Below are 24,658 nucleotides of genomic sequence, written 5' to 3'. Positions count from 1 at the left end.
CCGCGGAGAGTTCAATGACCGAAGAACACCGCGCCGCGCCGCGCCAACGTGTGTTGAAGGGCGGGCGCATCGTCATCAATGACGGCTTCTCGACCTTCCAATGCACCGTCCGCAACCTTTCGGACACAGGGGCACGGGTAAAGGTCGCGAGCATTGTCGGCATTCCCGATAGCTTTGAGCTGGCCATGGACGACGGCCGCAAGTTCGCCTGCACGGTGGTGTGGAAGACGGCCACCGAACTGGGCGTCAAGTTCGACTAATCCCAGAAAAAAGCCGGACAAGTGCACCAGGCACCGTCCGGCAAGTCATCAGGAAACGGGACCGGCGGCAAAACCGGCCCGGGAGATGGCACGAGCGCTCCAATGAGTGTTCGTACCAACGAGAGCGCGCCGGCTGGAGGTCAGCGCCGGCGCAATAGCGTGATTTTGAAAACGGTCAGAGGCGGGCGTTGCGGGTCCGGGCGGCATTGAGCGCGAGGCCTGCACCCTTGCGGCGAACAAGTGCCTCGGCAATATCCGCGCGGGAAATGCCCAGATCGTGGAGTTGGAAGGTGTCGAGTTCCAGCAAGGCTTTGAGCGCTACCCGACGGGTTCGTGCGGCCTGTGCCTTGGCGATCCAGCGCGCGAAAGCGGCGAGAGGATTGAGCGCGGCGGCCGCAACTGACCGCTCGCCGGGAAGCGAGAGAGCCATGATAGTCTCCAAACATGTGGTTGTGCCGAGGGAGTCGGCGGGGTTCAACACAGTCTTCTGTGCCGATGATGAGAAATTAGCGCGCTGGACATTCATTCGTCCAACAAATAGATTTCATTCGCTCTATCAATTTGAGTGATGGGAACAGTTCATGACCGCACCTCTTGACCTCGACCAATTGCAGAGCTTTTGCGCTATCGCCGATTGCGGCAGTTTCACCGAGGCCGCCCGCCGGGTGAACAAGACGCAGTCAGCGGTTTCGATGCAGATCAAACGACTTGAGGAACGCCTGGGGCAGTCGCTGCTGACGCGTGACGGCCGTAGCGTAACGCTTACGCTGCATGGCGAGGCGCTCTATGCCCGCGCTCGCAAGATGCTGCGGACCAATGCGGAAATTCTCGACCACTTCTCCGACGGCGATCTCAGCGGATCGATCCGTTTCGGGGTGCCCGATGACTACGCGGTGCGCCTGCTGCCCGTGATCCTCTCCAGCTTTCAGCGCACCCACCCCAAGATCGCAGTCGACGTGGCCTGCATGGCTTCCGAGCATCTGCTCGAGGGCATGCGCTCCGGGCGCTATGACCTCATCGTCTTCACGCAGGGTACCGAGCAGAACTACGGCGAGCTGTTCCGGACCGAGAAGATGTTCTGGGTGGCGAGCCATGGCGGCAGGGCGCTGGCCAGCGAGCCGCTCGCCATCGCTTGCGGGCCGCAATACTGCATCTGGCGCAAGGACGCGCAGGAGGCGCTCGACCGCACCAGCGTCGACTACCGCATCGCCTATACATCATCGAACGCCACGGCGATTTCGAGCGCCGTGCTGTCGGACCTGGCGGTGGGCTTTTTGCCGGAAAGTGCGCTGCAGCCCGGCATGCGGGTGGTGAATGAGGAGCGGGGCCTGCCGCGGCTGGGCGATGCCCAGATCGCTCTGATGCGGGCCAGCCACGCGTATGGCGGCATCTACGACGCCCTGGCCAACCACATCGTACATTCGATGGGCAATCTCGATACGCCGCCGCAGCTGTCCGAGGCAGCGGAGTAACACCAAGTCGGCTGACCCTTGACCTGACTCGGCATTTGTCTCACCAGAAGGCATGGCCGAAGCCCTCACCAATGCCGCCGAATTTACCGTCAGCGAGATATCGCAGGCGGTTAAGCGCGCTATCGAGGATGAGTTCGGCCATGTGCGGGTGCGCGGCGAGATTTCGGGATTTCGCGGCCAGCATTCGTCGGGGCACGCCTATTTCACGCTCAAGGACGAGAATGCGGCGATCGATGCGGTCATCTGGAAAACCAGCTATGCCCGCCTGACCTTCAAGCCGGCCGAGGGCCTGGAGGTGATCGCCACGGGACGGCTCACCACCTTTCCCCGGTCGTCGAAGTACCAGATCGTCATCGACAATATCGAGCCCGCCGGCGCCGGGGCGCTTATGGCGCTGCTGGAAGAGCGGCGGCGCAAGCTGCATGCGGAGGGCCTATTCGCGCGCGAGCGCAAGCGGCCCCTGCCCTATTTGCCGCGGGTTATCGGGGTCATAACCTCGCCCACGGGAGCGGTCATCCGCGATATCCTGCATCGGCTGGAGGATCGCTTTCCCAGCCATGTGCTGGTCTGGCCGGTGAGGGTGCAAGGCGATACCTGCGCACCGGAGGTGGTCAACGCCATCGAGAGCTTTAACGCCCTGTTGCCCAATGGTTCGATCCCGCGACCGGACCTGCTGATCGTGGCCCGCGGGGGTGGATCGATCGAGGATCTGTGGGGGTTTAACGAAGAAGCAGTCGTCCGGGCGGTAGCGGCAAGCGGTATTCCGGTCATTTCGGCTGTTGGCCACGAGACGGATACGACGCTGATCGATTACGCGGCCGACATGCGCGCGCCGACCCCGACGGCGGCGGCCGAGGCGGCCGTGCCGGTTCGTGCCGAACTCATCGCCTATGTCGACGATCTCGGCTCACGCCAGCGCCAGGGTGCGCGGCGCTTGGCGGGCAGCGCGCGTGACCGGTTGCGGGCAGCTTCTGCCGGTCTGCCGCGACCGGCCGATCTGGTCGCAACGCAGCGGCAGCGGCTCGACCATGCATCCTCGAACCTCTTGGGCAATCTGCGCCACTCGGTTCAGGTGTTGCGCGTGCGATTTGCGCGGGTGGAGCCCAAGCTCAACTCCCGCGTGTTGCAGGGGCAACGGCAGGAAGCGGCGGAGCGCTTGCGGAACCTGGCTTTGCGCTCCGATGCCGGGCTGCGTAAGACGGTCGATCGGTCGCGCCTGACCTATGATCCACGCGCCCAACGTCTTGCGATAGCCGCCGCACGTCTCGTCGAGCGCAAGCGGGCGCAACTGGAGGCCGTCGGCCCCAAGCTGGCGCCCAATGCCTTGCGGGCAGAGATCCGCCACGGGCAGGCGCAACTCGGCCCGTTGGCAACCCGGCTTTACGCCAGCATGCTGCAAGGTCTCAGCTTGCGTGGAGCCGCCCTGGCCCAGGCGGGCAAGCTGCTGACGTCGCTGAGCTACAAGAGTGTGCTGGCGCGCGGCTATGCGGTGGTCAAGGATGACGAGGGCAACCTCGTGCATGAGCGGGGGGGACTCAAGCCGGGCGCGCCCGTCTCCATCGAGTTCGCCGATGGCGAAGTGGGCGCCACCATTGCCGGTAGCCCGGTCATCAAGAAGAAACCACGTCCGCCGTCCGATGGGGGCACGCAGGAAAGCCTCTTTTGAGCGCGGGCATAGATCGCTATATCGATGGGCAAGGTTGAAGGAATATCAGCATGAACATCTTCGATAAGGGCTTTGCGCCCGCCGAGGCGGTGATCCGCTATCTCGATGGCGACTATGTCGTGCTGAAGCCCGGCAGCTTCGTGCGCTGCGCCATATCGGGCAAACCAATTCCACTCGACGAGCTGTTCTACTGGAATGTCGACCGGCAGGAGGCTTATGCCGACGCCGCGGCGGCCCATACCGCCTTCGAGCGCTTCGGCCTCGGGGCCTGAACCGTGGCGGAAGCGTCAGTCCGCCGCAGGTTTCTCTTCATTTCCAACGGGCACGGCGAAGACTGGATCGCCGCGGCTGTTGTTGCGCACCTGCCAAAAACCATCGACGTCGAAGCCTACCCGATGATCGGCGCGGGCAATGCCTATAGCGGCGTCTGCCCGATTGTCGGTCCTCGTGCGACCCTTGCGTCCGAGGGTTGGCGCAATGTCAAAGGCTCGTTGCGCCGCGACATGGCGACGGGCGGCTTCAACACAGTGCCGCCTGCCCTGAGCTTCCTGCGCAAAATCCGCGGCAAGTATGATCGCGTCGTCGTCGTCGGTGACATGACCGGCGTCATCGCCGCCTTTCTCACCGGACATCGGGGGCTCTATTATCTCGATGTCTACAAGACCGGTGCGGCCCGGCTGTATTCAGCGCCGGAACGCTGGACCGTCAAGCAGGCGTGCAAGACCGTGTTTTGCCGGGCCGACAATCTGGCGCGCTCACTCGAGCAGATGGGCGTCGATGCCCGCTCGGCCGGCAATGTGATGATGGATACCATTCCGCAGGGTGACTATGACGCCCGGCCCCGCCGCAGCCGTCCGCTTGCGGTGACGCTGCTGCCCGGCAGTCGCGCGCTGACGGCGGAGAGCCTTGCGCTGCAGGTCGACGGGTTGCGCACCCTGCCAGCCGAAATGCGTCCGGACGTGTTCCTGGCCGTTGCCGGCGGCATCAATGTGGACGAACTTGCCAAGAAGACCGGGCTGCGCCGCACGTCCATGCTCAGCGCCGAGTCCGCCGATCTGGGCGAGCTTTCGGACGGAGACCTCACCATCCACATGGCGCGCGGTGGAGCCATGGGCAATTTGCTCAGCGCGTCCGATCTCGTGCTGTCTCAGGCGGGCACCGCCACCGTGCAGGCGCTCGGACTGGGCAAGCCGGCGATTACCTTCGTCAACCCGCGAGATCGCCGGTCGCGCTTCAATGACGAACAGATGCTGTTTGGTGATGCACGCGTGGTGGTGCCGGCTGAGGTGCCGGCCATCGGCTCGGCCCTACGCAAGCTGATCAGCGACGACGATGAGCGCCGGCGCCTCGCCAATATTGGCCGCCAACGCATTGGCGGCCCTGGAGCGATGCAGGCAATATTGGATGCGCTGGTGGCTTAACGCTCGCTACTTCTTATCCGTCGTCGGATCGAGCAGGCGGTGCAGGTGCACAATGAAATAACGCGTCTGGGCGCTATCGACCGTGAGCTGGGCCTTCTGCTTCCAGGCGACCTGGGCGCTGGCATAGTTGGGATAGAGCCCAACGATATCGACCTTGTCGAGATCGGCAAACGTCACGCCTTCGATGCTCGAGAGTTCGCCGCCGATCACCAGGTGCAGCAACTGCTTGTTGGGGTCTTCTTTTTCAGCCATCGGTCAAATCCGTTCGTCGGGAGAAGAGAGTTCGGGCACTGCGGGGTCTGGATCGGCGTCGGGAGCCGGGCACCCATAGACCTTGATCAGTGCCGCATGGACGAGCGGTTTTAGGCTCATGTCGCCGAGGGCCGCAAGCGCCCCGTGGCGCACATCTCGTCTGTTAAATTGCGGGACCCCGCTGCAGACGTCTTCGAAGCCGATGCCACACTCTTCGAGGATTACGGCGGCGGCGGCAATGTCCCAGTCCTGCGAGCCACGGCGGCAGGCGACGGCGTCGAGCTTGCCGGTCGCCACCTGCACCAGCCGGTAGGCCAGCGACGGATAATAAGGTCCGCGCGTATAGTTCAGCCCCGCAGCCTGCATCTCCTGATGTACCGCTCCCGCGGCCGGGATGATGGGCGGCGCGCCGGCACGGCGGTTGCGCTTAAGCGTCTTGCCGTTGAGCCGGGCGCCCTCGCCCCGGGCGGCGTCATACATTTCGTCACGGACGGGGGCGAAAACCACGCCAGCGACCGGAATACCGTTCTCGACCACCGCCAGCGATACGGTCCAGCTATCCTCGCCGCGCAGGAAACCGCGCGTGCCGTCGATGGGGTCGACGACGAAGACGCGTTCGCAGTTCAATCGTGAAGGATTATCGGCCGTCTCTTCGCTCAGCCAGCCGTAATCGGGTCGTGCAGTGAGCAGCGAGGCAGCCAGATACCGGTCGACCAGGATGTCGGCTTCGCTTACCGGGGAGGAATTTTCCTTGTTCCAGCTCTTCACATCGCGGCGAAAGAAGCCGCTGGCAATGATCCCTGCCGCTACGGCTGAAGAGCGGAGCAGTTCGAGATCATCGCTGTATGTCGTCGCTGGAGTCGGCATGTGCCGGGCCTTTTAGGCTTGCTCCGGGTTTTGGACAAGAGCCGGGCCGCGGGGCGTCATTGGCTTGCGAAATATGGCAGGGTTAACACCCCTCAACCGAGCGCGGTTAACCGGTCCCTACCCGGTGCAATACCCTGCTAACCCTCTCGGAAAACAAGATAAACTTAACCGAACCGATTAAGGGGGCAGGTAAGGCGGCGGGGTATTGTGGAGCTACAAAAGAGAGCACCAAAAATCAGCTCTCGAAGTTGACAGGAAGGCGAATTCAAATGGTTCATGGCGTCGCGATGGAAGGATCGTCGGTCATTCTGGCATTCGGCAAGCCCAATGTGGCTGACCGCCGCTTCGTTGCCGCCAATGACAATGGCCCCAGGGATCCGGTGAAGACCGTCACCGTGCGGCGCATGCTCGAACAGAGCGGCGTGGCCATCAAGGTGAAGGTGCCGGTGACCGAATTCATCGGCGTCGCCGTGGCAACCGCCATCTCCGAAGAAGGCGTTCTGACCAGCTCGATCGAACTGGTCCATGCCGACAGCGAGCTGAACTACCGCGTCTTCGAAGAAGAGGGCAATCACAGCGTCGTGGCCGAATGGCAGAACTGGGGCAAGAAGCTGCGCCTGCCGCTGTTCATCAAGGCCGGCGACGGCAATTACATGCCCTATAGCCAGCAGGTCGACGGCGTGATGGTGGGCAATAGCGCTTCGCGCCGCAAGCTGGTTGCCGAAGCCAATCGCCGCCCGCGCTTCCTCAACCGCCGCAAGCCGGGTCAGCCCGACGCCTAACCAAGTTCACTGCTCCTCCAAAGCACGTCTAAAAGGGTTGACCGGTGGTGCGGTCAGCCCTTTTGGCGTTTTGGGCTACCAGACCCAGTCGGCCAGCAAGGCCAGGCTGAGGACTACCCCCACATAGTGGTTGCTGTAGAAGCGCACGCGCGGGTTGTCCGGGACATCGACATCGAAGGTCCAGACCTGCCAGGTGAGAAGGCCGGCGGCCGGCAGCGACAACACGGCGAAAATAATGCCCGCGCCGGCGATCGTTGCAGCGGCCAGCCACAGCAGATAAGCGCCGAAATAGAAGAAGCCGACGATGAGGCGGGCCTGGCTGCCAAACAGGAGCGCAGTGGATTTAACACCAATCAGCGCATCATCCTCCACGTCCTGCAGCGCATAAATGGTGTCGTAGGCGATCACCCACAGGATGGTGCCGAAATAGAGCAGCAGCGCCGGCAGGGCAAGGCCGCCGGTCTGGCTGCTCCAACCCACCAACGCGCCATAGGAAAAGGCGAGGCCGAGAAAAGCCTGCGGCCACCAGGTTACCCGCTTCATAAACGGGTAGATCGCCACGAGGATCAGCGACGCCACGCCGGCCCAGACAGTGAAGCGATTGAACTGGAACAGCACCACCGAGCCGAGCAATGCCTGCGCGACCAGGAAGGCCAGCGCATCGCGCGCCGTTACCTGACCCGACGGAATCGGCCGCGACCGGGTGCGCGCCACTTTCATGTCGATGTCGCGATCGACGATGTCGTTGAAGGTGCAGCCGGCGCCGCGCATGAGCGCCGCGCCGATCAGCATCAGCACCGCGCCCCACCAGTCGAAGCCGAGCGCCGGGTTGTAAACGGCCGCCAGTCCGAGACCCCAGATACAGGGCCAGAACAGCAGCCAGATGCCGATCGGCCGATCCCAGCGCGCGAGGCGCGCATAGGGTTTCAGCCAGCCGGGGGCATAGCGATCGACCCAATTGCCCGATTGGGCATCGGCGACAGTCCCGGGGTTATTGTCGGTCATGAATCGCTGCCTTTCCACACGCGCCGCACTCCCCTCGCCCCTTGCGGGAGAGGGTGGATTTTCTGCGTTCAGCGGAAAATCCGGGTGAGGGGTTTTCTCCACGCATACAGCGTTTATGGTGGCGCCCGAAACCCCTCATCCGCCCCTTCGGGGCACCTTCTCCCGCAAGGGGAGAAGGGAAAGTGCCCCGATCATGCCCCGTACCCACGCCACCCTGCCCCGCCTGTTTGTAGAACCCGATCTTACGACCGGAGGCCGGATCACGCTGGGCAAGGAGCAATCGCTTTATCTCGCGGCCGTGCTGCGGAAGACCGTTGGCGATGAGGTGGTGCTGTTCAACGGGCGCGATGGTGCATGGCTCACCCGGCTCACCAGCGATTCCAAGAAGTCCGTGGTGCTCGATCTGATAGAGCAAATCGCGCCGCAGACGCCGCGCTCCGACCTCTGGTACGGCTTTGCGCCGCTCAAGACCGAGCGGCTGGATTATGTGGTGCAGAAGGCCACCGAGATGGGCGCAGGCACGATCCAGCCGATCATCACGCGTTTTACCCAGGTCAATCGTCTCAAGCATGAGCGGCTTGCAGCCAATGCAATCGAGGCGGCCGAACAGTGCGAGGTGCTCAATGTGCCGGTCGTGGCGCCCGAAATCACGCTGGAACGCCTGCTCGATTCCTGGCCGGTGGAGCATGGCGCGCGCAGGTTGATCCTGGCGGATGAGGGGGCTGCGTCGGCTTCACCGGTCGAAATCCTCAATGAACTCAAAGGCAAACCGGTGGGAATACTGATTGGACCCGAGGGTGGCTTTTCCGATGACGAGCGCGCGAAACTGCGGGCCCTGCCCTTCGTGGTGCCTGTTAGCCTGGGGCCGCGCATCCTGCGCGCGGATACGGCGGCGGTCGCGGCGCTGGCCATCATTCAAGCGACCATCGGCGATTGGCGATAAAAGCCGATTGCTTTCGGCTTGTGCAACGCTATGTTCCGGCCAACATTGACCCCTCCATACCAGAGGACGCTTTATGGCTGGCGCCGACATCTCCCCTCCGATCGAATCCCGCGCTGACCTGATCGATGGAATGGCGCGCGGGTGCAAACCCGAGAGTGAATGGCGCATCGGCACCGAGCACGAAAAGCATGTGTTCCACACCAACCCATTGCGGCCGGTTGCCTACGAAGGTCCCGACGGCATCCGGGCGCTGCTCGATGGAGTGGCGCGCGAAACCGGCTGGGAGCCCTTCTATGATGAGGGCAATCCCATTGGCCTGTGGAGCGACGAAACCAAGGGCGGCATTTCGCTGGAGCCGGGCGGCCAGTTCGAGCTTTCCGGTGGCCCCCAGCCTGATCTGCATGCCACTGCTGCCGAGACCGCCGAGCATATGCGGGTGGCCAAGGCGGTTGCAGCGCCGCTCGATATCCACTTCCTGGGCCTTGGCGTTACGCCGATCTGGTCCGTCGCCGAAATCGAGCGGATGCCGAAGTCGCGATACGGCATCATGGCGCCCTATATGGACAAGGTGGGTACCCTCGGGACGTCGATGATGTTCCGTTCGGCCACGGTGCAGACCAATCTGGATTTTTCCAGCGAAGCCGACATGGTCAAAAAGCTGCGCGTCTCGCTGGCGCTGCAGCCGGTGGCCACGGCCCTCTTTGCCAATTCGCCCTTCGCCGATGGCCGCGACACCGGCTATCTCAGCTATCGCAGCCATATCTGGCTCAATACCGACGACGCCCGCACCGGCATGCTGCCATTCGCCTTCGAGGAAGGCTTCGGCTTCGAGCAATATGCCGACTACGCACTCGATGTGCCGATGTATTTCGTGCTTCGTGACGGCCATTACATCAACGTGGCGGGCGAGAGCTTCCGCGATTTCCTCGAAGGCAAGCTACCGCAATTGCCGGGTGAGAAGCCGACCCGCCGGGACTGGAACTACCATCTTGGCACGATTTTCCCCGAGGTGCGGCTCAAGCAATTCCTCGAAATGCGCGGCGCCGATATGGGCGACGAGAAGTCGGTGACGGCGCTATCGGCCTTCTGGACCGGGCTGCTCTACGATGAGATTTCGCTCGAGGCCGCCTATGAGATGATCAAGCCATGGACCCAGGACGAGCGCGACCATATGCGCCGCGAGGTGCCGCGGCTGGGCCTGATGACCCCGCACGATCGCTCCAACCTCTATGACGTCGCGGCGCAGGCGGTCGGCATTGCCGAAGCCGGCCTGGTTCGTCGCGACCGCCGCAACGCGCAGGGCAAGGACGAAACCATCCACCTGGCCCCGCTGGAAGAAACCATCCGCCTCGCCAAGTCGCCGGCCGAGCGCTGGCTCGACAAGTACCGTGGCGAGTGGAATGGCGATCTGACCCGGATTTTCAAGGAAGCCGAGCTGTAGGAGCTGCGCCCCTACTTCGTCTGGGCCACAAAGGTCCGCTGCCCGAGCCACACGCCACCGGCAATGAGCAGGATGGCTATCAGCAGGCCCAGCCCGGTTTCGAACGTCCCCACTTCGCCGCGGAAGATCGCGCGCACCGCATTGACGATGTGTTTGAACGGGTTGATGTCGCTGAGGATTTGCAGCCATCGCGGCGCCAAGCTCATGGGCAGCAGGATGCCCGAGAGCAGCAGGACCGGTAGCGAGACCATGTTGACCAGCGGCGCAAAGGCATCCTCGCTCTTGGTCATCAACCCCACCGAATAGCTCAGATATGAGAAGGACGCGCCGAGCAGGCCGATCATGATCAGGCCGAGCAAGACCGCGCCGAATGGCACGCGCAGCCCGAAAAACAGTGCGCAGACGATCAGGATGATAGCCTGAACCACCAGCACCACCACATCGCGCATCACTCGCCCGGTGATCAACGCAGCGCGGCTGGCCGGGGTGACCAGTTCGCGATCGATGACGCCGTAACGCCATTCGGCAATGATGCCGAAGCCGACAAAGGCGCCGCCGAATATGCCGAGCTGCACCAGGAGGCCGGGCACGAAGATCACCCAGGCATCACCGGGAGGAAAGCCGGGGGCGCTTGCCAGAGGCACGAGCAGCGGGCCGAACAGGGTGAGGTAGAGGATAGGCTGCATCACGCCGATAACCACCCAGAGCGGCTGGCGGAGCGCAAGGCGCATGGCGCGAGTAAAGACAGTCCAGGTGTCGGAAAGAAAGCTCATCTCATGGTCCTTTGAACCGGGAATTTCGTCGGTGGTCTGCCGGATATTCACTCGCGCAACGAGCGGCCGGTGAGCGTGAGGAAGACGTCATCCAGGGTCGGGCGATTGACCTCGACGCCAATGGCCTCGATGCCGGCTTTGGTGAATTCGCCCAGGAGAATGGGTAGCGCCGCGCCGCCATTGGGCACGTGGAAGCGCACGATGTGGCCGTCGATGACCGGCGCGTCCGACCCTGGCAGCATGCCAGCAACGCCGGCCGCCTCGGTGGCATCTTCGGCCCTGCGCAGGGTGAGGGTGATGGTGTCGCCCGATACCCGCCGCTTGAGTTCAGCCGATGTGCCCTCGGCAACAATCTGGCCCATGTCGATGATCAGCAAGCGGTCCGAGAGGGAGTCGGCCTCATCCATGTAGTGGGTGGTGATGAACACCGTGGTGCCCATCTCATCGCGCAATTTGCGGATGTGGGTCCAGAGATTGGCGCGGCTTTGCGGGTCGAGGCCGGTGGAGGGTTCATCGAGAAAAACCAGCTTTGGCTGGTGGATGAGACCCATCACGATATCGAGCCGCCGCCGCTGCCCGCCCGACAGGGAACCGCAGGTGCGGTCCCATACATCGGCCAGATCGAGATCAGCCAACAGCTTTCGAGCTCGCGCCTCGGCCGTGGCTTTGTCGATGCCATAGAAGCGGGCGTGGCCGGTGATTTCTTCCCCCGCGCGCGCTTCTGGGGCGGTCGAGCCGGCCTGTGACACGTAGCCGATGGACCGCCGCACTCCGATGGAATCGGTCAACAAGTCGTGACCCGCGACCACCGCACGTCCACCTGTGGGTGCGAGAAGGGTGCAGAGCATCTTGAGTGTGGTGGTCTTACCGGCGCCATTGGGACCGAGAAAACCAACTATTTCACCGGCACGCACGGTCAGATCGACGCCGCGCACTGCCTCGACGGTTTTACCTTTTGTCTTGTATGTCCTTTTGAGACCCTGTGCCTCGATCATGGATTTGCCCGCTTTGAAATTGAGCCGACCGATATCGACCCGATTGAAATCTTGTGATATTGATATCTTATGGATCAAGATATTTTAATGTCAAGAGATCATCCTGGCCTTGCCGAGGTTATGAAACTCAAGGACGTCATCCGCGCCGATCAGGTGGCGCAGGACGTGTGGGAGGACTGCCTCGCGCGCTTTATGGGCATAAATCGCACGGACAGCCGCTGCATGGATGTCATTGACAGGCATGGGAAAATTACCGCTGGCACGCTCGCCAGCGAGGCCCGACTCACCACCGGCGCAGTGACCGTTGTCGTCGATCGGCTGGAGGCGGTCGGCTATGTGGTTCGCGAGCGCGATCCGGCAGACCGCCGCAAGGTGTGGATCAGCATCACCCCGATTGCCGGCGAGATATCGTCCCGGGTGTTCGCACACTTCCAGCTTCTCACACCCTTGCTGATCTCCCGCTACTCGCCGGATCAGTTGAGCGCCATCGTCGAATTCCTGGAGGTTGGTACGCGCGTTAATCTCGAGCTCGCCACCATCCTCGAACAGCATGTCGACCGCAAAGGCACCACGCCACAGGCCCTGTTGGTGGCCGCGCGCCAGTTCGAACGCAATGGCGCGCGCCACATGAAAGCGATGATCGACGCCTTGCTCAACGGCACACCCGACAAGTAAACCTTGCCTCACGACGCCTGCTGGTGCATCACCCGGCCATCGGCGGCGGGAGGTTTTGCATGCGGGTTCTGGTGATTGGTTCGGGGGGTCGCGAGCACGCCCTGGCATGGAAAATCGCGCAATCGCCGCTGCTGACCAAGCTGTTCATCGCGCCAGGCAATGGCGGCACCGGCGAGGTGGCAGAGAACGTCGTCATCGACATCACCGACCACAAGGCAGTCACTGATTTCTGCAAGCTGATGGCCATCGACTTTGTCGTGGTCGGACCCGATGCGCAGGTGGTTGCGGGGCTGGGTGACGATGTGCGCGCCGCCGGCATCATCTGCTTCTGCCCCAGCAAGGCGGCTGGCCAGCTCGAAGGGTCGAAGGGCTTCACCAAGGCGCTGTGCGACGAGATGGATATTCCCACCGCTGCCTATGGTCGCTTCGACACTGAGGCTGCGGCGCTGGCCTATGTCTATACACAGGGTGCGCCGATCGTGATCAAGGCCGATGGCTTGGCCGCCGGCAAGGGCGTCACTGTGGCCATGAGCGTCGACGAGGCAGAGGAGGCGATCATCGACTGCTTTGCCGGGGCGTTCGGCGCCTCTGGCGCGGAAGTGGTGATCGAGGAATTCATGGAGGGCGAGGAGGTCAGCCTTTTTGTGCTCTGCGACGGCACCGATATCCTACCATTGACCACGGCACAGGACCACAAGCGGGCCTTCGATGGCGACACCGGCCCCAATACCGGTGGCATGGGCGCCTACTCCCCTGCCCCCGTCATGACCCGCGAGGTCTATGACGAGGTGCTGGAGCGCGTGATCTGGCCGACGGTCAAGGGTCTGGCGGCGCGGGGCACGCCCTATCAGGGTGTGCTTTATGCCGGGCTGATGCTGACCAGCGATGGTCCCAAGCTGGTCGAGTACAATGCGCGCTTCGGCGACCCTGAGACGCAGGTGCTGGTGATGCGGATGGAAAGCGACCTGCTGCCGTTGCTGCATGCCACGGCGACGGGAACCCTGGCTGGCCACGATGTGCGGTGGAAAGACCAGTACGCATTGACGGTCATCATGGCCACGAATGGCTATCCAGGCGACTATGGCAAGGGCTCCGAAATCCGGGGCGCCGATGCCATCGACAGCGATGAGATTCAGGTGTTCCACGCCGGAACGCGGCGGGATGGTGAACGTTTACTTGCTGCCGGCGGGCGCGTTCTCAACATCACCGCGCTCGGAGCCAACGTGGGAGAGGCGCAGAAGCGTGCTTACGCAAGCGTGGACAAGATTGTTTGGCCAGAAGGCTTTTGCCGCCGAGACATCGGCTGGCGCGAAATCGCCCGCTCGCGCATCTGAACCATTCCTCAACTTCGCTGATCTACCCTTCCGCAAGACCGTCTTTGACGAGACGCGGTCGCAACGCCCGCTGACGCCGCTGCAATTGCGCGGTAAGGCGATCGCCGACCGGCTGCGCGCGCAAGGCAGGGAGCGGGGCGCCATGCGAATGGAATCTGGACCGCGGATCGGTGTGGCCCTGGGCGGCGGTTCGGCCCGGGGGCTGACCCATATCCCCTACATCGAGGCGATGGACGAGCTGGGGCTGCGGCCGTCGGTCATTTCGGGCACATCCATCGGCGCGCTGATCGGCGCCGGCTGGGCGGCCGGCATGACCGGCAAGGAATTGCGCGAGCATTCCTATCAGGTGCTGGGCACGATGCGTGCCATCGCCACCAAGCTCTGGGCCACCCAGATTCGGGGGATTGGCGGCATACTCAAGAACGGCATTTCGATGCAGCTTGACGCAACCAGCATTGTCGATGCGTTCACGCCAACCAACTTTCCGCTCGAGTTCAAGGATCTCAAGACCCCGCTCTACGTGGTGGCGACCGATTTCCAGTCGTGGCACCAGGTGGTGTTCAATGCCGGCCTGCTGCGGCCCGCCATTGCCGGCTCCATCGCCATTCCGAGCCTGTTCAAGCCGGTGGTCTATTCCAACCACATCCTGGTCGATGGCGGCGTGGTCAATCCGCTGCCGCTTGATCAGGCCGATATCGACACCGACTTCCTGATCGGTATCGACGTCAATGGCGATCCCTCGGAGGGCATCGCCAAGACCGACCACAAGGCGCTCGATATCTGGTTCGGCTCGGCCCAGATCATGATGCATTCGCTGACAGCGCATATGATGGCGGCCTATCCGCCGGACATCTATATCCGGCCGCATGTCGCCTCGTTCGGCGCGCTAGAATTCTGGCGCGTCCGCGAAATCGTCGCCCATGCGGAGACGGAAAAAGAGCGCTTCAAACGCATCCTGGGCGACAAGGTCGAGGCCTATATCGCCGGCAAAGTGCCGGTTATCGATAGCAACTAAGGCACCAGCCTCCTGCTTGCTTGACAAACCTAAATATTTTAGGCAATAAGCTTCATGTCTTAGTATGAGCTTGTTGCCATGGTACGGGTTGGTTTGAATGTCGATCGGCTGGTGCGGGCCGGCGCCGAAATGGCGGATCGCGACGGTTTTGAGGCGGTGACGCCCTCGGCCCTGGCCAAGCTGTTCGACGTGCAGGTGGCCAGCCTTTATTCCCATGTGAGGAATGGGCAGGACCTCAAGGCGCGTGTGGCGCTGTTTGCCCTGCAGGCGCTGGCCGATGAGGCTTCCGGGGCTGTGGCCGGCCGCGCCGGCAAGGACGCGCTCGTGGCGCTCGCCGATGTGCATCGGCGTTTCGCCTCCGAGCATCCGGGCCTGTTCGCCGCCACGCGGTTTCCGCTCGACGCCGATAAGGCGGCAAATAGTGGCGGCGTCCGCTTGGCGCAGATGATGCGCGCGGTACTGCGCGGCTATGCCCTGGCCGAGCCGGACGAAACCCATGCCGTGCGGCTGCTGGGCAGTGTTTTTCTGGGGTTTTCCACCCTGGAGCTGAGCGGCAGCTTCAAACATAGCGCTCCGGCGCCGCAGGAATCGTGGCTGCGCACGCTCGACGCGCTGGACACCATCCTGCGCCACTGGCCCGGCAACCCGCCTGCTCCGGCCTGACGGCGCGCCAGCGAGCCCCCCTCTTCAACATCGGAACACGAAAATGATCAGTCAACGGCCGTGGGTCACCACGACGATCGACCATGCCTTTCTGCATGGCGCGATCGAAGTAGAACACACCTCGCATGGCCTGCTGCCGCATCGCCTGCCCGCCTGGGCGCGTGCGCAGTGGTTTGATCCGCAATTATTCATGGTGGAGGCGCAACCCTCCGGGGTCCGACTGTCGTTTCGCACCCAAGCCACGGCGATCGAACTCGATACCGTGCCGACCAAGCGCAACTACCTGGGCATGCCGCCGCGCCCGGATGGCATCTACGAGCTCTGCATCGATGGCCATCTGGCCCGCCAGGGTAGCGTGCAAGGCGGCCATATCCTGCATATCGACATGGCTAAGGGCACGATGGAAACCCAGGCAGGCGCGGCGGGCACCCTGCGCTTCGCCGACCTGCCCGAGGGTCCCAAGACCATCGAGATCTGGCTGCCGCACAACGAAACCACCGAACTGGTGGCCCTGCGAAGCGATGCACCTATCACCCCGCTGGTGGATAGCCGGCCGCGCTGGCTGCATCACGGCAGTTCGATCAGCCATGGCTCCAATGCCGATCACCCCACCGGCACCTGGGTTGCCAAGGCCGCGCGGCTGGCTGGGGTCAACCTCACAAATCTGGGTTTCGGTGGCAGCGCCCTGCTCGATCCGGCAGTGGCGCGCGTTCTGCGCGACAGCCCCGCCGACATGATCAGCGTCAAGCTGGGCATCAACCTGGTCAATACCGACCTGATGCGCCTGCGCGCCTTCGGTCCGGCCGTGCATGGCTTTCTCGACACCATCCGCGAAGGCCACGCGAGGACGCCGCTGCTGGTGATCTCGCCCATTCTTTGCCCGATCCACGAGGAAACACCCGGGCCCACCGCGCCGGATTTCGCCAATGGCGAAATGGCATTCCGCGCGGCTGGTAATGCGGCCGAGATGGGCACCGGCAAGCTGACCCTCTCAGTGATCCGCCAGGCTCTGGTCCGGATCGTCGAGCAGCGCGCCGCAACCGATCCCCATATCCACTACCTGGATGGCCGCGTCCTTTACGGCGAGGCCGATTACGCTACCCTGCCCTTGCCCGACCGGCTGCATCCCGACGCAGCTACCCATCAACTCATGGGCGAGCGTTTCGCCGACCTAGTTTTCTCACCCACCGGTCCGCTGTGCCTGAAATGACAAACCACGATGTCACCCGCTGTCGCCCCGCAACGCCTTGAAGAAGTCCCGGAGCATGGCCTCCGAGCGGCTGGCGCCGAGGCCACCGATTACTTCAGGACGGTGGTGGCAGGTGGGCTGTTCGAAGAGCCTGATGCCGTTCTCCACTGCGCCGGCTTTGGGGTCCTCGGCGGCGAAATAGACCCGCCGCAGCCGGACATGGGCGATGGCGCCGGCGCACATAGCGCAGGGCTCAAGCGTAACATAGAGGTCGCATCCATCGAGCCTGCCGGTCCCGCGATTGGCGAGCGCGGTGCGGATGGCCAGCATTTCGGCATGGGCGGTTGGGTCGTTGAGCGCCTTCATGCGATTGCGCTCGGCGGCGAGGATGGTCGCGCCCTCCATGACGACCGCGCCCACTGGGGCTTCACCACGGCTGGCCGCCTCCTGGGCGAGCGACAAGGCGAGGTCCATGGGCGATTGCTGCGTCATTGGGCCATCTAGCCCGGGACGCCGCTCTAGCTCAAGCGTCTGCCAGCGACAGAAACGCCTCGGCGGCGCGGGTGCGATGGCGTTCTTTGTGGCGCAGGATATAAAACGAGCGGCGCACCGGCGGCGTGTCGACGACACTCAGTAGGCCGGCCGCGATATGGGCCCGCGCCACGTCGCGGGATAGCAGCGTGGCCCCCAGGCCAGCCTCCACCACGCCGAGCAGCGCTTCGTTGCCTGGCAGCTCCAGCGCAATATCCGGATGCGCAACCCCGGCCCGCTGCATCATGCCGTCGAAGGCAGCGCGGGTGCCTGAACCGCTTTCGCGCACCACCCAGCGCGTCGAACCCAGATCTTCTGTCACGACCAACCGGCCGGCCCATTCATGTCGGGTACCGACCACGACAACCATTTCATCTTCGCCCAGAAGCGTGGTCGAGAGTGTTGGTCGTTCGACCAGCCACTCCACCAGGCCCAGTTCGGCGCGGCCGCTCTGGACCCCGTCGGCCACCAGATTGGTATTGGTGAAGCCCAGATCGAGCTCGACCTGCGGATAGGCACGTCGAAAGGCAACGAGACGCTGTGGCAGCCAATAGCTGGCAATGGTCTGGCTCGCCATAACAGACAGCCGTCCGCGGCGCAGGCCGGAGAGGTCATCCAGCGCGTTCTCGGCAGAACGGGCCCGGTCAAGCACGCTACGCGCTTCGGCACGAAAGGCACTACCGATCGGGTTGAGCACGATGGAGCGCCCGACCCGGTCGAATAGTTTTACACCGTGGCGGTTTTCGAGCGCAGCGATCGCCGCGCTCACCGCCGATTGGGTCATGTTGAGGGCCTCGGCGGCGCGCGTAATGTGCTGCTGGTCGGCCACTTCCAGGAAGATGCGAAGCTGCTCAAGGGTCATACCACACATTAATCGATTTTATCGATCATAACCACGAAAACGTTCCGTTGGATTGCATGATTGCGAGAGCGTAGGGCATGGCCAGGAGTTGCGCCATGTCATTTGCCCTTACGATCCCTCGCCCGCTTGCCCATCTGCCAACCGCCAGCGACGCGATCCGCCTGTTCACCCCAAACTGGTTCGCCGCCAATATGGGCACGGGTATTCTCGCGCTGCTGCTTGGCCAGTTTGACAGCCTGCCGCTCCTGCATGGCGGTGGCTTTGTCCTGTGGGCGGCCAACAGCGTGGTTTTCTCGCTGTTCGCGCTGCTGTTTGCCGGTCGCTGGCTGTGGCACTTCGATGGAGCACGGCGGATGCTCGGTCATCCGGTCATGTCGATGTCGCTAGGCTGCATTCCCATGGCACTCGCCACGATAGCCAATGGCTTTCTGATCTTTGGCATCGACGTGTTCGGCCCTATAGCAATCGGGATCGTTCAGGTCCTGTGGTGGCTGGAAATCGCACTGGCCGTCGGCTGCGGTCTTGCGGTGCCCGTGCTGATGATGACGCGGCATGATCACCGGGCCGAGGAAATGACCGGCGTCTGGCTCTTGCCGATCGTGGCGGCCGAGGTGGCTGCCGTCACCGGCGCCCTGCTGCTGCCGCATCTGCCGGCGGCCGATCAACCCGGGGTGTTGCTTGTCAGCTTCATCCTGTGGTCGTTCTCGGTGCCGCCGGCATTGGGGCTGGTGGCCTTGCTGTTCATCCGGATGATCCTGCACAAACTGCCTCAGGCCAATATGGCCGCGTCGTGCTGGTTGGCGCTCGGACCGATCGCAACCGGTGCGTTGGGGCTGCTGTTGCTCGGCGAAGCCGCGCCTGCCGCCCTCATCGGCACCAATCTAGCGCCGTTCCCAGACGTTATTGCCGGTGCCTGCCTGCTGCTGTCGGTCCTGCTCTGGGGCTATGGTGTCTGGTGGATGGGCCTCGCCGCGTTGATCACCGCGCGCTATTTCACCAACCATGTGCCGTTCAACCTTGGCTGGTGGGCCTACGTCTTCCCGCTCGGCGTGCAGACGCTCACCACCTTTCGCCTAGCGCGGATATGGGACAGCTTCGCACTCGGCGCGTTTGGCGTGAGCCTCGCCGTGGCGTTGATATTGATCTGGACCGTGGTGGCGAGCCGCACAATCGCCGGCGCCTGGCGTGGCACGCTGTTTGCGGCACCCTGCCTTGCGGATCGCTAGGGGGAGCCGGCACACAACGGCGCTGGCCCAAAGGGGCGCTATGGCAGATATATATCCGCATCGATCGCCGCCTTGAGCGCAGCGACCTGGTCGGGGGTCCAGCCGGGCGGGTCGGTCACCGCCACCCAGGCGTCGATATAGTGCCCCGGCGCATAGACATGCCCGTAACCGATGGGCGTGCTTTGAGCCAGCGCGGCATCGACGGCCAATTGCAGGAAAGTGACCACGGGATACCAATTGAGCGCTGGTGAAACGTCGGGGCCGCGCGGTTGCCGCATCCAATCGGGCTCGCGATAGAACGCTTCCGGCTCGAAGAAGACGACAGGATCGCTGGCATATTGCAGGAAGACGAGGCGCATCGGGCCCCAAGGGGCATCATCCAGCCCCAGCGCGTCGGACTGGTTGGTGAAGCGAATGCTTGTGTCGTTGCCGAAGCGCGGCAGCCATTCGGGCGTGCCGGCGACGCGATTGTCGGTGGCATATTGCCAGATGCGGCTGGAGAAAGGCGGGCCGGCCCAGAGCGCACCCTGGATGGGGTCTCCCAATATGTCGAAGATCTGCAGTGACGCCTGGGAGGCGAAGGCGCCAAGGCTGAGGCCGTGCACGTAAAGCCGCGGGCGCTGGTCGCGCGGCAGATTGGTCCAGTAGTCGTAGACGGCCGAGAACAATGCCTGGGCCGTCGTGGTGCCGTAATCGGGCTCGACGGCCAGGGAGAGAACGCTGGTCAGATAGGAATATTGCACCGCGACGGTGGCGACGTCGCCGCCATGCAGATATTCGAGCGTATCCATGGCGGCGCGATCGACCCAGCCGGTGCCCACGGGCATGACCAGCACCAGAACCGACCGATCGAACGCCCCGACCCGCTGCAATTCGGCCAATGCCAGGGCGGCGCGCGCCTCGACGGTTTCAGCCGAGCGCAGCCCGACATAGACGCGGAGCGGGGTTATGGCCGGCTTGCCTGTCATGGCGGTGATGGCAGCGGCGTCGGGGCCGCTCTGGACGTAGATGCGGGCATCGCGGCCGATGGTGCTCCAATCGATCAGCGAAGCACTGCTGCCGGTCTGATCGGGCCGTGCAGGAGCGGGATCGGTTTGCGGCACAACCTCGTCGAGCTGCTCGTAGAACCGGTCCGCAACGCGCAGCAGGCTGCGCAGCAGCACACCATCGATCAGCGTGCCACCGACAATGGCAACGATGATGAGGCTCCCCACGAGGGCTGTGCGGCTGGGCACGTAGGGCAGCAGCCAGTGCCAAACCAGGCGCACCAGCGTCACGATGCCCTTGCCGATCAGGATCAGCAGCAGGGCCACGGGGAAGGCCACAGCCGCGATGCGCAGCGTATCGGTGCTTTCGGCCGGCGGCATGCCCATCACCGCCCGCACTGAATTTTGCCAGGTCGATGTATAGCCCAGCGCGACGAGGACCAGCGCCAGGCTCGCCACGGCCGCGGCGATCGTCACCGCGCGCGAGACGCCGCCGGGTGGCATGCGCAGGCCCAGAAACACAGCCAGCCATTGCAGCGAGCTGCCAATGCCATAGCCGGCCGCGAAGCTGCACCCGGACAGAACGCCCTGGAACAGCGCCGTGCGCGGCAGCAGCGACGGCGTGAGCGATATGGCGAAGAGCGCGGTGCCGATCAATAGGCCGGGTGTCGAGAAATAGCGGCGCAGGCCGATCAGGCCGGCCGCGGCCACCTGTCGCAACCACCACCGGACTGTCGCATCTGCTGAGGAAAGGCTCATGACCCATGATTGGGGGGTGGATGTGGCCGGGTCAATCGCCTGCGGCAAAACGGGTAAACCGGGTCGGAAATGGCTGGCTCATCCCCTATATTCTTCGCTCAGGAGAATCGCCCTTGCCCATCCGTCAGCTACCCGAAGACCTAATCAACCGCATCGCCGCCGGCGAGGTGGTGGAGCGGCCCGCCAGCGTGGTCAAGGAACTGGTCGAGAACGCCATCGACGCCGGGGCGAGCCGCATCGTCGTCACCACGGCGGCAGGCGGCAAGGGGCTGATGCGTATCGAGGACGATGGCCACGGGATGGACCGGGCCGATTTGCTGCTATCGGTGGAGCGCCACGCCACGTCGAAACTGGCCGAGGACGAACTCGACGATATCCGTACGCTGGGGTTCCGGGGTGAGGCGCTGGCCTCGATCGGCTCGGTGGCCGAACTCAGCATTTCCTCGCGCCCAGCACAGGTCGAAAGCGGCTTGCGGCTCGAGGTGCAGAACGGCAGACGATCCGGTCCGGTACCGCTGGCGATGAACCGGGGCACGATCGTCGAGGTGCGCAACCTCTTTGCCAATGTGCCGGCCCGGCTCAAGTTTTTGAAGACCGACCGCGCCGAAGGGGCCGCCATCACCGATGTGCTGAAGCGCCTCGCCATGGCCAATCCGGGCGTGCATTTCGTGCTCAATGGTACCGACCGTTCGCCCTCCAACTGGCCGGCGGTGAGCGGAGCTGGAGCGTTGCAGGCCCGGCTGGCGCAGGTGATCGGCGACGATTTCGCGCAGAACGCGGTACAGCTCGGTAGCAGCCGGCACGGCGTGGTGGTGGCGGGGCTCGCCGGTCTGCCGACCTACACGCGGGCCAATTCGCTCAGCCAGTTCTACTTCGTCAATGGCCGCTCGGTGCGCGACAAGGTGCTGGTCGGCGCCATCCGCGCTGCCTATGCCGACTACACCTTTCGCGACCGCTTTCCGGTAGTGGCACTCTATGTCGCCATCGATCCCGCCGAGGTGGACGTCAATGTGCACCCGGCCAAGGCGGAGTTGCGCTTCCGCGATGCCGGGGCGGTGCGGAGCGCGGTGATCCGGGCCATCGGCGAGGCGCTGACGGCGGCCGGATTCAAGGCGTCGACGAGCGTCGCCGAGGATGTGCTCGGAGCGTTCACCGCGCCAGCCTATGAAAGTGCTGGCCCCGCCGCCAATGACCGTGCGGTATTTCAGCGGCTTTCCCCGTTTTCCGGACAGGACCGTCCAGCGAGTTACGGCAATGACAACCCGTTCTCGCCACGCTTTGGTCAACCGGTCCAAGCCGGGCTCGATGGCCTCAGCGAACCCAGTGCGCGGGTCGAGGCCTCGGCCGAAGTGGGCCCGGCCCTGATGGAATATCCGCTCGGTACGGCGCGGGCGCAGATGTTCGACAATTTCATTATCGCCCAGAATGGCGAGGGCCTACTGCTCGTCGACCAGCACGCAGCGCATGAACGGCTGGTCTATGAACGGTTCAAGGCGCAACTGGCGTCCGGACCGGTGGCGAGCCAGGCGCAGTTAATCCCGCTGGTTATCGAGCTGCCCGAGGAGGATTGCGCCCGGCTGGAAGAAGCGGCGCCGGAACTGGAGCGCTTCGGCCTCTATCTCGAGCGCTTTGGCGCGCGGGCGATAGCGGTGCGCGAGACCCCTGCCCTGCTCGGCAATTCCGATATCGATGGCCTGGTGCGAGACGTCGCCGATGGCCTCGCCGAATGGGATACCATCGCCGCCGTCAGCGACCGTATGGAAGCCATCATCGCCCGCATGGCGTGCCACGGCTCGGTACGGTCGGGAAGGCGTCTCAGGGTCGACGAGATGAACGCGCTACTGCGCGACATGGAGGCGACGCCCCATTCCGGCCAATGCATCCACGGCCGCCCGACCTATGTCGAGCTCAAGCAGAAGGACATCGAGCGGCTGTTTGGGCGGAGCCGATAATGACCAGCGGTATCCACCATGTGACGCTCATCGCCGCCGATGTTCAGGCCAATGTCGATTTCTATGTCGGCTTTCTCGGTCTGCGGCTGGTCAAGCAAACCGGCGGCTATGAAGACGCGCGCCAGTTGCATCTATTCTATGGCGACTACGCCGCGACGCCGGGTTCGCTCGTCACCTTCCTGATCTGGCAGGGTGGATCGGCCGGCCAGGCTGGGGCGGGTCAGGTCAGCGAACTGGCGCTGGCTATCGCACCGGGCTCGATCGGCTACTGGCTCGAACGCGCACTGCGCTTTCAGGTCAAGGTCGAAGGCACCGCAACCGAATTCGGCGAGCCAGTGCTGCGGTTGCGCGATCCGGATGGCGTCATGGTCAAGCTGGTGGGCGCCGATGTACCCGCGCTCGCCATGCCAGCAGGCGACATTGCTGTCGAGCATGCCATCCGTCGCATTCGGGGCGTGACGCTCCTGTCGGAGGTGCCGGAAGAAACATCTGCCTTCCTGGTCCAGTATTTTGGGTTTCGGGACAGAAAGCAGGAGGGCACGACGCAGCGGCTGGTCTCCGATATCGGCGACAGTCTCGATATTCGCGACGCGTCCGGCTTCTGGCCCGGCGCACCGGGCGCTGGCACAGCGGACCACGTGGCGCTGCGTGCTGTGGATGCGGCAGAAGTCGAGGCCGTCGAGTACGCCTTGCGGCAGCGCAATTCTAGCCTCACCAACCTTCATGATCGCAACTATTTCACCTCTCTCTATGTGCGTGAGCCGGGCGGTACCTTGATCGAGATGGCCAGCGACGGACCGGGCTTCCTGCTGGATGAAACGCTCGAAAAACTGGGCTCCACACTCTTCGTACCGCCCGACGTCCAGGAAGAGGCCGAAGACATCAAGGTCACGCTGCCCCAGTTCGGCCTGCCGGGCGAGGAACGCATGGTCTATCGCGACCTCATCTACACCCACCGCTTCCACACGCCCGAAGCCGTCGACGGCAGTACGCTGGTCCTGTTTCACGGCACCGGTGGCAGCGAAACCGATCTGATGCCGCTGGCGCATCGCGCGGCGCCACGGGCCGCCCTGTTGGGCCTGCGCGGCCGCGCCACCGAAGGCGGCACGCGCCGCTGGTTCCGGGGGCTGGCGCCCATGCTGTTTGACCAGAACGATATCCGCTTTGAAGCGACGGCGATGACGGCCTTCATGACGGAAGTCCGCACGGCCTACGGCATCAGACCCGAACAGATGGTGGGGCTGGGCTATTCCAACGGCGCCAACTTTCTTGCCGCAACGATGCTCTTGCAGCCCGATTTCGCCATCCGCCGCGCGGTGCTGCTCCGCCCCGCACCGGTACTCGATACGGTGTCCGACGCCGACCTCGCGGGAGCGGATATCCTGGTCGTGTCCGGCGAAGGGGACGCCTATCGCGGCAAGAGCGAAGCTCTCGCCGGCCTGCTGCGAGAGGCGGGCGCAACGGTGACGCTGCAGGTGATCCCAGGCGGGCACGACCTCGGCCCGAATGATGCGAGGGTGATCCGAGAGTGGCTGGCGACGCGACTGCCGCCAGCCTGATTCCTAATGGAAGGCGCTCGCTCCGTCATC

General features: G+C 63.8%; 26 protein-coding genes. 17 read left to right on the top strand and 9 right to left on the bottom strand.

Going from position 1 to position 24,658, the window contains the following annotated elements; genetic code table 11:
* Positions 1 to 14 precede the first annotated feature (14 nt).
* Positions 15 to 260, top strand: coding sequence for a PilZ domain-containing protein (locus MF606_RS04310; protein WP_240232425.1), 246 nt, complete (start codon positions 15 to 17; stop codon positions 258 to 260).
* A gap of 175 nt (positions 261 to 435) precedes the next feature.
* Here MF606_RS04310 and MF606_RS04305 read toward each other — a convergent pair whose 3' ends face one another.
* Entirely contained in the window at positions 436 to 690 is a 255-nt protein-coding gene (locus MF606_RS04305) for a YjiS-like domain-containing protein (RefSeq protein WP_240232424.1), read from the bottom strand.
* Positions 691 to 841: 151 nt separating this feature from the next.
* On the opposite strand from MF606_RS04305, the gene MF606_RS04300 reads away from it, so the two are divergent.
* The 4 genes from MF606_RS04300 to MF606_RS04285 are packed head-to-tail and all read left to right on the top strand — an operon-like array spanning position 842 to position 4,819.
* Positions 842 to 1,732, top strand: a complete 891-nt coding sequence (locus MF606_RS04300) for a LysR family transcriptional regulator (protein ID WP_240232423.1) — start codon at positions 842 to 844, stop codon at positions 1,730 to 1,732.
* Positions 1,733 to 1,784: 52 nt separating this feature from the next.
* Positions 1,785 to 3,398 (top strand): exodeoxyribonuclease VII large subunit, encoded by a 1,614-nt coding sequence (xseA, locus tag MF606_RS04295; protein ID WP_240232422.1) that lies wholly within the window; start codon positions 1,785 to 1,787, stop codon positions 3,396 to 3,398.
* A gap of 50 nt (positions 3,399 to 3,448) precedes the next feature.
* Entirely contained in the window at positions 3,449 to 3,670 is a 222-nt protein-coding gene (locus MF606_RS04290; RefSeq protein WP_240232421.1) for a DUF2093 domain-containing protein, read from the top strand.
* 3 nt (positions 3,671 to 3,673) lie between these two features.
* Positions 3,674 to 4,819: a glycosyltransferase family protein gene (locus MF606_RS04285; RefSeq protein WP_240232420.1), complete on the top strand. Its 1,146-nt coding sequence runs from the start codon at positions 3,674 to 3,676 to the stop codon at positions 4,817 to 4,819.
* Positions 4,820 to 4,825: 6 nt separating this feature from the next.
* On the opposite strand, the gene MF606_RS04280 is transcribed toward MF606_RS04285, so the two are convergent.
* Positions 4,826 to 5,071, bottom strand: a complete 246-nt coding sequence (locus tag MF606_RS04280) for a DUF4170 domain-containing protein (protein ID WP_240232419.1) — start codon at positions 5,069 to 5,071, stop codon at positions 4,826 to 4,828.
* Between the two features lie 3 nt (positions 5,072 to 5,074).
* Positions 5,075 to 5,938, bottom strand: coding sequence for a 3'(2'),5'-bisphosphate nucleotidase CysQ (locus MF606_RS04275; protein WP_240232418.1), 864 nt, complete (start codon positions 5,936 to 5,938; stop codon positions 5,075 to 5,077).
* Between the two features lie 269 nt (positions 5,939 to 6,207).
* On the opposite strand from MF606_RS04275, the gene MF606_RS04270 reads away from it, so the two are divergent.
* Entirely contained in the window at positions 6,208 to 6,720 is a 513-nt protein-coding gene (locus tag MF606_RS04270; RefSeq protein WP_240232417.1) for a DUF6101 family protein, read from the top strand.
* A 75-nt stretch (positions 6,721 to 6,795) separates the two neighbouring features.
* On the opposite strand, the gene ubiA is transcribed toward MF606_RS04270, so the two are convergent.
* Positions 6,796 to 7,725, bottom strand: coding sequence for a 4-hydroxybenzoate octaprenyltransferase (ubiA, locus tag MF606_RS04265; RefSeq protein WP_240232416.1), 930 nt, complete (start codon positions 7,723 to 7,725; stop codon positions 6,796 to 6,798).
* A 193-nt stretch (positions 7,726 to 7,918) separates the two neighbouring features.
* On the opposite strand from ubiA, the gene MF606_RS04260 reads away from it, so the two are divergent.
* Positions 7,919 to 8,668 carry a 16S rRNA (uracil(1498)-N(3))-methyltransferase gene (locus tag MF606_RS04260; protein WP_240232415.1) on the top strand — a complete coding sequence of 250 codons (750 nt, stop codon included), beginning with the start codon at positions 7,919 to 7,921 and terminating at the stop codon, positions 8,666 to 8,668.
* A 73-nt stretch (positions 8,669 to 8,741) separates the two neighbouring features.
* Complete coding sequence (locus MF606_RS04255) at positions 8,742 to 10,109, top strand: glutamate--cysteine ligase (RefSeq protein WP_240232414.1); 1,368 nt, start codon at positions 8,742 to 8,744, stop codon at positions 10,107 to 10,109.
* Between the two features lie 11 nt (positions 10,110 to 10,120).
* Here MF606_RS04255 and MF606_RS04250 read toward each other — a convergent pair whose 3' ends face one another.
* Both MF606_RS04250 and MF606_RS04245 read right to left on the bottom strand, forming a co-directional pair.
* Entirely contained in the window at positions 10,121 to 10,882 is a 762-nt protein-coding gene (locus MF606_RS04250; RefSeq protein WP_240232413.1) for an ABC transporter permease, read from the bottom strand.
* 47 nt (positions 10,883 to 10,929) lie between these two features.
* The gene (locus MF606_RS04245; protein WP_240233777.1) at positions 10,930 to 11,796 is read right to left on the bottom strand and encodes an ATP-binding cassette domain-containing protein; all 867 of its coding nucleotides are present in this window, start codon (positions 11,794 to 11,796) and stop codon (positions 10,930 to 10,932) included.
* On the opposite strand from MF606_RS04245, the gene MF606_RS04240 reads away from it, so the two are divergent.
* From MF606_RS04240 to MF606_RS04215, 6 genes are all read left to right on the top strand, one after another.
* On the top strand, positions 11,677 to 11,934 hold the full coding sequence (locus MF606_RS04240; RefSeq protein ID WP_240233937.1) for a hypothetical protein: 258 nt from the start codon (positions 11,677 to 11,679) through the stop codon (positions 11,932 to 11,934). The genes MF606_RS04245 and MF606_RS04240 overlap by 120 nt on opposite strands.
* Positions 11,935 to 11,946: 12 nt before the next feature.
* A complete protein-coding gene (locus MF606_RS04235; RefSeq protein WP_240232412.1) occupies positions 11,947 to 12,552 on the top strand; it encodes a MarR family winged helix-turn-helix transcriptional regulator in 606 nt (201 codons plus the stop codon).
* A gap of 59 nt (positions 12,553 to 12,611) precedes the next feature.
* Complete coding sequence (gene purD, locus MF606_RS04230) at positions 12,612 to 13,886, top strand: phosphoribosylamine--glycine ligase (RefSeq protein WP_240232411.1); 1,275 nt, start codon at positions 12,612 to 12,614, stop codon at positions 13,884 to 13,886.
* Positions 13,819 to 14,901: a patatin-like phospholipase family protein gene (locus MF606_RS04225; protein WP_240232410.1), complete on the top strand. Its 1,083-nt coding sequence runs from the start codon at positions 13,819 to 13,821 to the stop codon at positions 14,899 to 14,901. Before purD ends, MF606_RS04225 begins: the two co-directional genes overlap by 68 nt.
* Before the next feature lie 78 nt (positions 14,902 to 14,979).
* On the top strand, positions 14,980 to 15,564 hold the full coding sequence (locus MF606_RS04220) for a TetR/AcrR family transcriptional regulator (protein ID WP_240232409.1): 585 nt from the start codon (positions 14,980 to 14,982) through the stop codon (positions 15,562 to 15,564).
* Between the two features lie 43 nt (positions 15,565 to 15,607).
* Complete coding sequence (locus MF606_RS04215; protein ID WP_240232408.1) at positions 15,608 to 16,774, top strand: SGNH/GDSL hydrolase family protein; 1,167 nt, start codon at positions 15,608 to 15,610, stop codon at positions 16,772 to 16,774.
* Positions 16,775 to 16,786: 12 nt separating this feature from the next.
* Here the strand turns inward: MF606_RS04215 and MF606_RS04210 are convergent, their stop codons facing one another.
* Both MF606_RS04210 and MF606_RS04205 read right to left on the bottom strand, forming a co-directional pair.
* Positions 16,787 to 17,245, bottom strand: a complete 459-nt coding sequence (locus MF606_RS04210; RefSeq protein ID WP_240232407.1) for a nucleoside deaminase — start codon at positions 17,243 to 17,245, stop codon at positions 16,787 to 16,789.
* A 31-nt stretch (positions 17,246 to 17,276) separates the two neighbouring features.
* The gene (locus MF606_RS04205; protein ID WP_240232406.1) at positions 17,277 to 18,146 is read right to left on the bottom strand and encodes a LysR family transcriptional regulator; all 870 of its coding nucleotides are present in this window, start codon (positions 18,144 to 18,146) and stop codon (positions 17,277 to 17,279) included.
* Positions 18,147 to 18,241: 95 nt separating this feature from the next.
* Between MF606_RS04205 and MF606_RS04200 the strand changes: the two genes are divergently transcribed.
* Positions 18,242 to 19,372 carry a TDT family transporter gene (locus tag MF606_RS04200; RefSeq protein ID WP_240232405.1) on the top strand — a complete coding sequence of 377 codons (1,131 nt, stop codon included), beginning with the start codon at positions 18,242 to 18,244 and terminating at the stop codon, positions 19,370 to 19,372.
* A gap of 38 nt (positions 19,373 to 19,410) precedes the next feature.
* Here MF606_RS04200 and MF606_RS04195 read toward each other — a convergent pair whose 3' ends face one another.
* Entirely contained in the window at positions 19,411 to 21,069 is a 1,659-nt protein-coding gene (locus MF606_RS04195) for an alpha/beta hydrolase (RefSeq protein ID WP_240232404.1), read from the bottom strand.
* A 161-nt stretch (positions 21,070 to 21,230) separates the two neighbouring features.
* Here MF606_RS04195 and mutL point away from each other — a divergent pair, with 161 nt between their 5' ends.
* Together mutL and MF606_RS04185 are read left to right on the top strand one after the other, a co-directional pair.
* On the top strand, positions 21,231 to 23,069 hold the full coding sequence (gene mutL, locus MF606_RS04190; protein ID WP_240232403.1) for a DNA mismatch repair endonuclease MutL: 1,839 nt from the start codon (positions 21,231 to 21,233) through the stop codon (positions 23,067 to 23,069).
* Entirely contained in the window at positions 23,069 to 24,628 is a 1,560-nt protein-coding gene (locus MF606_RS04185; RefSeq protein ID WP_240232402.1) for a VOC family protein, read from the top strand. The genes mutL and MF606_RS04185 overlap by 1 nt, the downstream gene beginning before the upstream one ends.
* The last annotated feature ends 30 nt before the right edge of the window (positions 24,629 to 24,658 follow it).

Source organism: Devosia lacusdianchii (assembly GCF_022429625.1).
Lineage (GTDB): Bacteria > Pseudomonadota > Alphaproteobacteria > Rhizobiales > Devosiaceae > Devosia > Devosia lacusdianchii.
The sequence above is the reverse complement of the archived record's forward strand: the minus strand, read 5'-3'. Positions and strand labels throughout refer to the sequence as shown.

What these genes read in the sequence shown, in the direction of transcription:
- MF606_RS04200 (WP_240232405.1), top strand. Translation starts at nt 18,242, where the DNA reads ATGTCATTTGCCCTTACGATCCCTCGCCCGCTTGCCCATCTGCCAACC.
- MF606_RS04260 (WP_240232415.1), top strand. Translation starts at nt 7,919, where the DNA reads ATGCCCCGTACCCACGCCACCCTGCCCCGCCTGTTTGTAGAACCCGAT.
- purD (WP_240232411.1), top strand. Translation starts at nt 12,612, where the DNA reads ATGCGGGTTCTGGTGATTGGTTCGGGGGGTCGCGAGCACGCCCTGGCA.
- MF606_RS04210 (WP_240232407.1), bottom strand. Translation starts at nt 17,245, where the DNA reads ATGACGCAGCAATCGCCCATGGACCTCGCCTTGTCGCTCGCCCAGGAG.
- xseA (WP_240232422.1), top strand. Translation starts at nt 1,785, where the DNA reads ATGGCCGAAGCCCTCACCAATGCCGCCGAATTTACCGTCAGCGAGATA.
- MF606_RS04280 (WP_240232419.1), bottom strand. Translation starts at nt 5,071, where the DNA reads ATGGCTGAAAAAGAAGACCCCAACAAGCAGTTGCTGCACCTGGTGATC.
- MF606_RS04300 (WP_240232423.1), top strand. Translation starts at nt 842, where the DNA reads ATGACCGCACCTCTTGACCTCGACCAATTGCAGAGCTTTTGCGCTATC.
- MF606_RS04235 (WP_240232412.1), top strand. Translation starts at nt 11,947, where the DNA reads ATGGATCAAGATATTTTAATGTCAAGAGATCATCCTGGCCTTGCCGAG.
- MF606_RS04310 (WP_240232425.1), top strand. Translation starts at nt 15, where the DNA reads ATGACCGAAGAACACCGCGCCGCGCCGCGCCAACGTGTGTTGAAGGGC.
- MF606_RS04220 (WP_240232409.1), top strand. Translation starts at nt 14,980, where the DNA reads ATGGTACGGGTTGGTTTGAATGTCGATCGGCTGGTGCGGGCCGGCGCC.
- MF606_RS04290 (WP_240232421.1), top strand. Translation starts at nt 3,449, where the DNA reads ATGAACATCTTCGATAAGGGCTTTGCGCCCGCCGAGGCGGTGATCCGC.
- MF606_RS04305 (WP_240232424.1), bottom strand. Translation starts at nt 690, where the DNA reads ATGGCTCTCTCGCTTCCCGGCGAGCGGTCAGTTGCGGCCGCCGCGCTC.
- MF606_RS04205 (WP_240232406.1), bottom strand. Translation starts at nt 18,146, where the DNA reads ATGACCCTTGAGCAGCTTCGCATCTTCCTGGAAGTGGCCGACCAGCAG.
- MF606_RS04270 (WP_240232417.1), top strand. Translation starts at nt 6,208, where the DNA reads ATGGTTCATGGCGTCGCGATGGAAGGATCGTCGGTCATTCTGGCATTC.
- MF606_RS04185 (WP_240232402.1), top strand. Translation starts at nt 23,069, where the DNA reads ATGACCAGCGGTATCCACCATGTGACGCTCATCGCCGCCGATGTTCAG.
- ubiA (WP_240232416.1), bottom strand. Translation starts at nt 7,725, where the DNA reads ATGACCGACAATAACCCCGGGACTGTCGCCGATGCCCAATCGGGCAAT.
- MF606_RS04275 (WP_240232418.1), bottom strand. Translation starts at nt 5,938, where the DNA reads ATGCCGACTCCAGCGACGACATACAGCGATGATCTCGAACTGCTCCGC.
- MF606_RS04255 (WP_240232414.1), top strand. Translation starts at nt 8,742, where the DNA reads ATGGCTGGCGCCGACATCTCCCCTCCGATCGAATCCCGCGCTGACCTG.
- MF606_RS04215 (WP_240232408.1), top strand. Translation starts at nt 15,608, where the DNA reads ATGATCAGTCAACGGCCGTGGGTCACCACGACGATCGACCATGCCTTT.
- MF606_RS04250 (WP_240232413.1), bottom strand. Translation starts at nt 10,882, where the DNA reads ATGAGCTTTCTTTCCGACACCTGGACTGTCTTTACTCGCGCCATGCGC.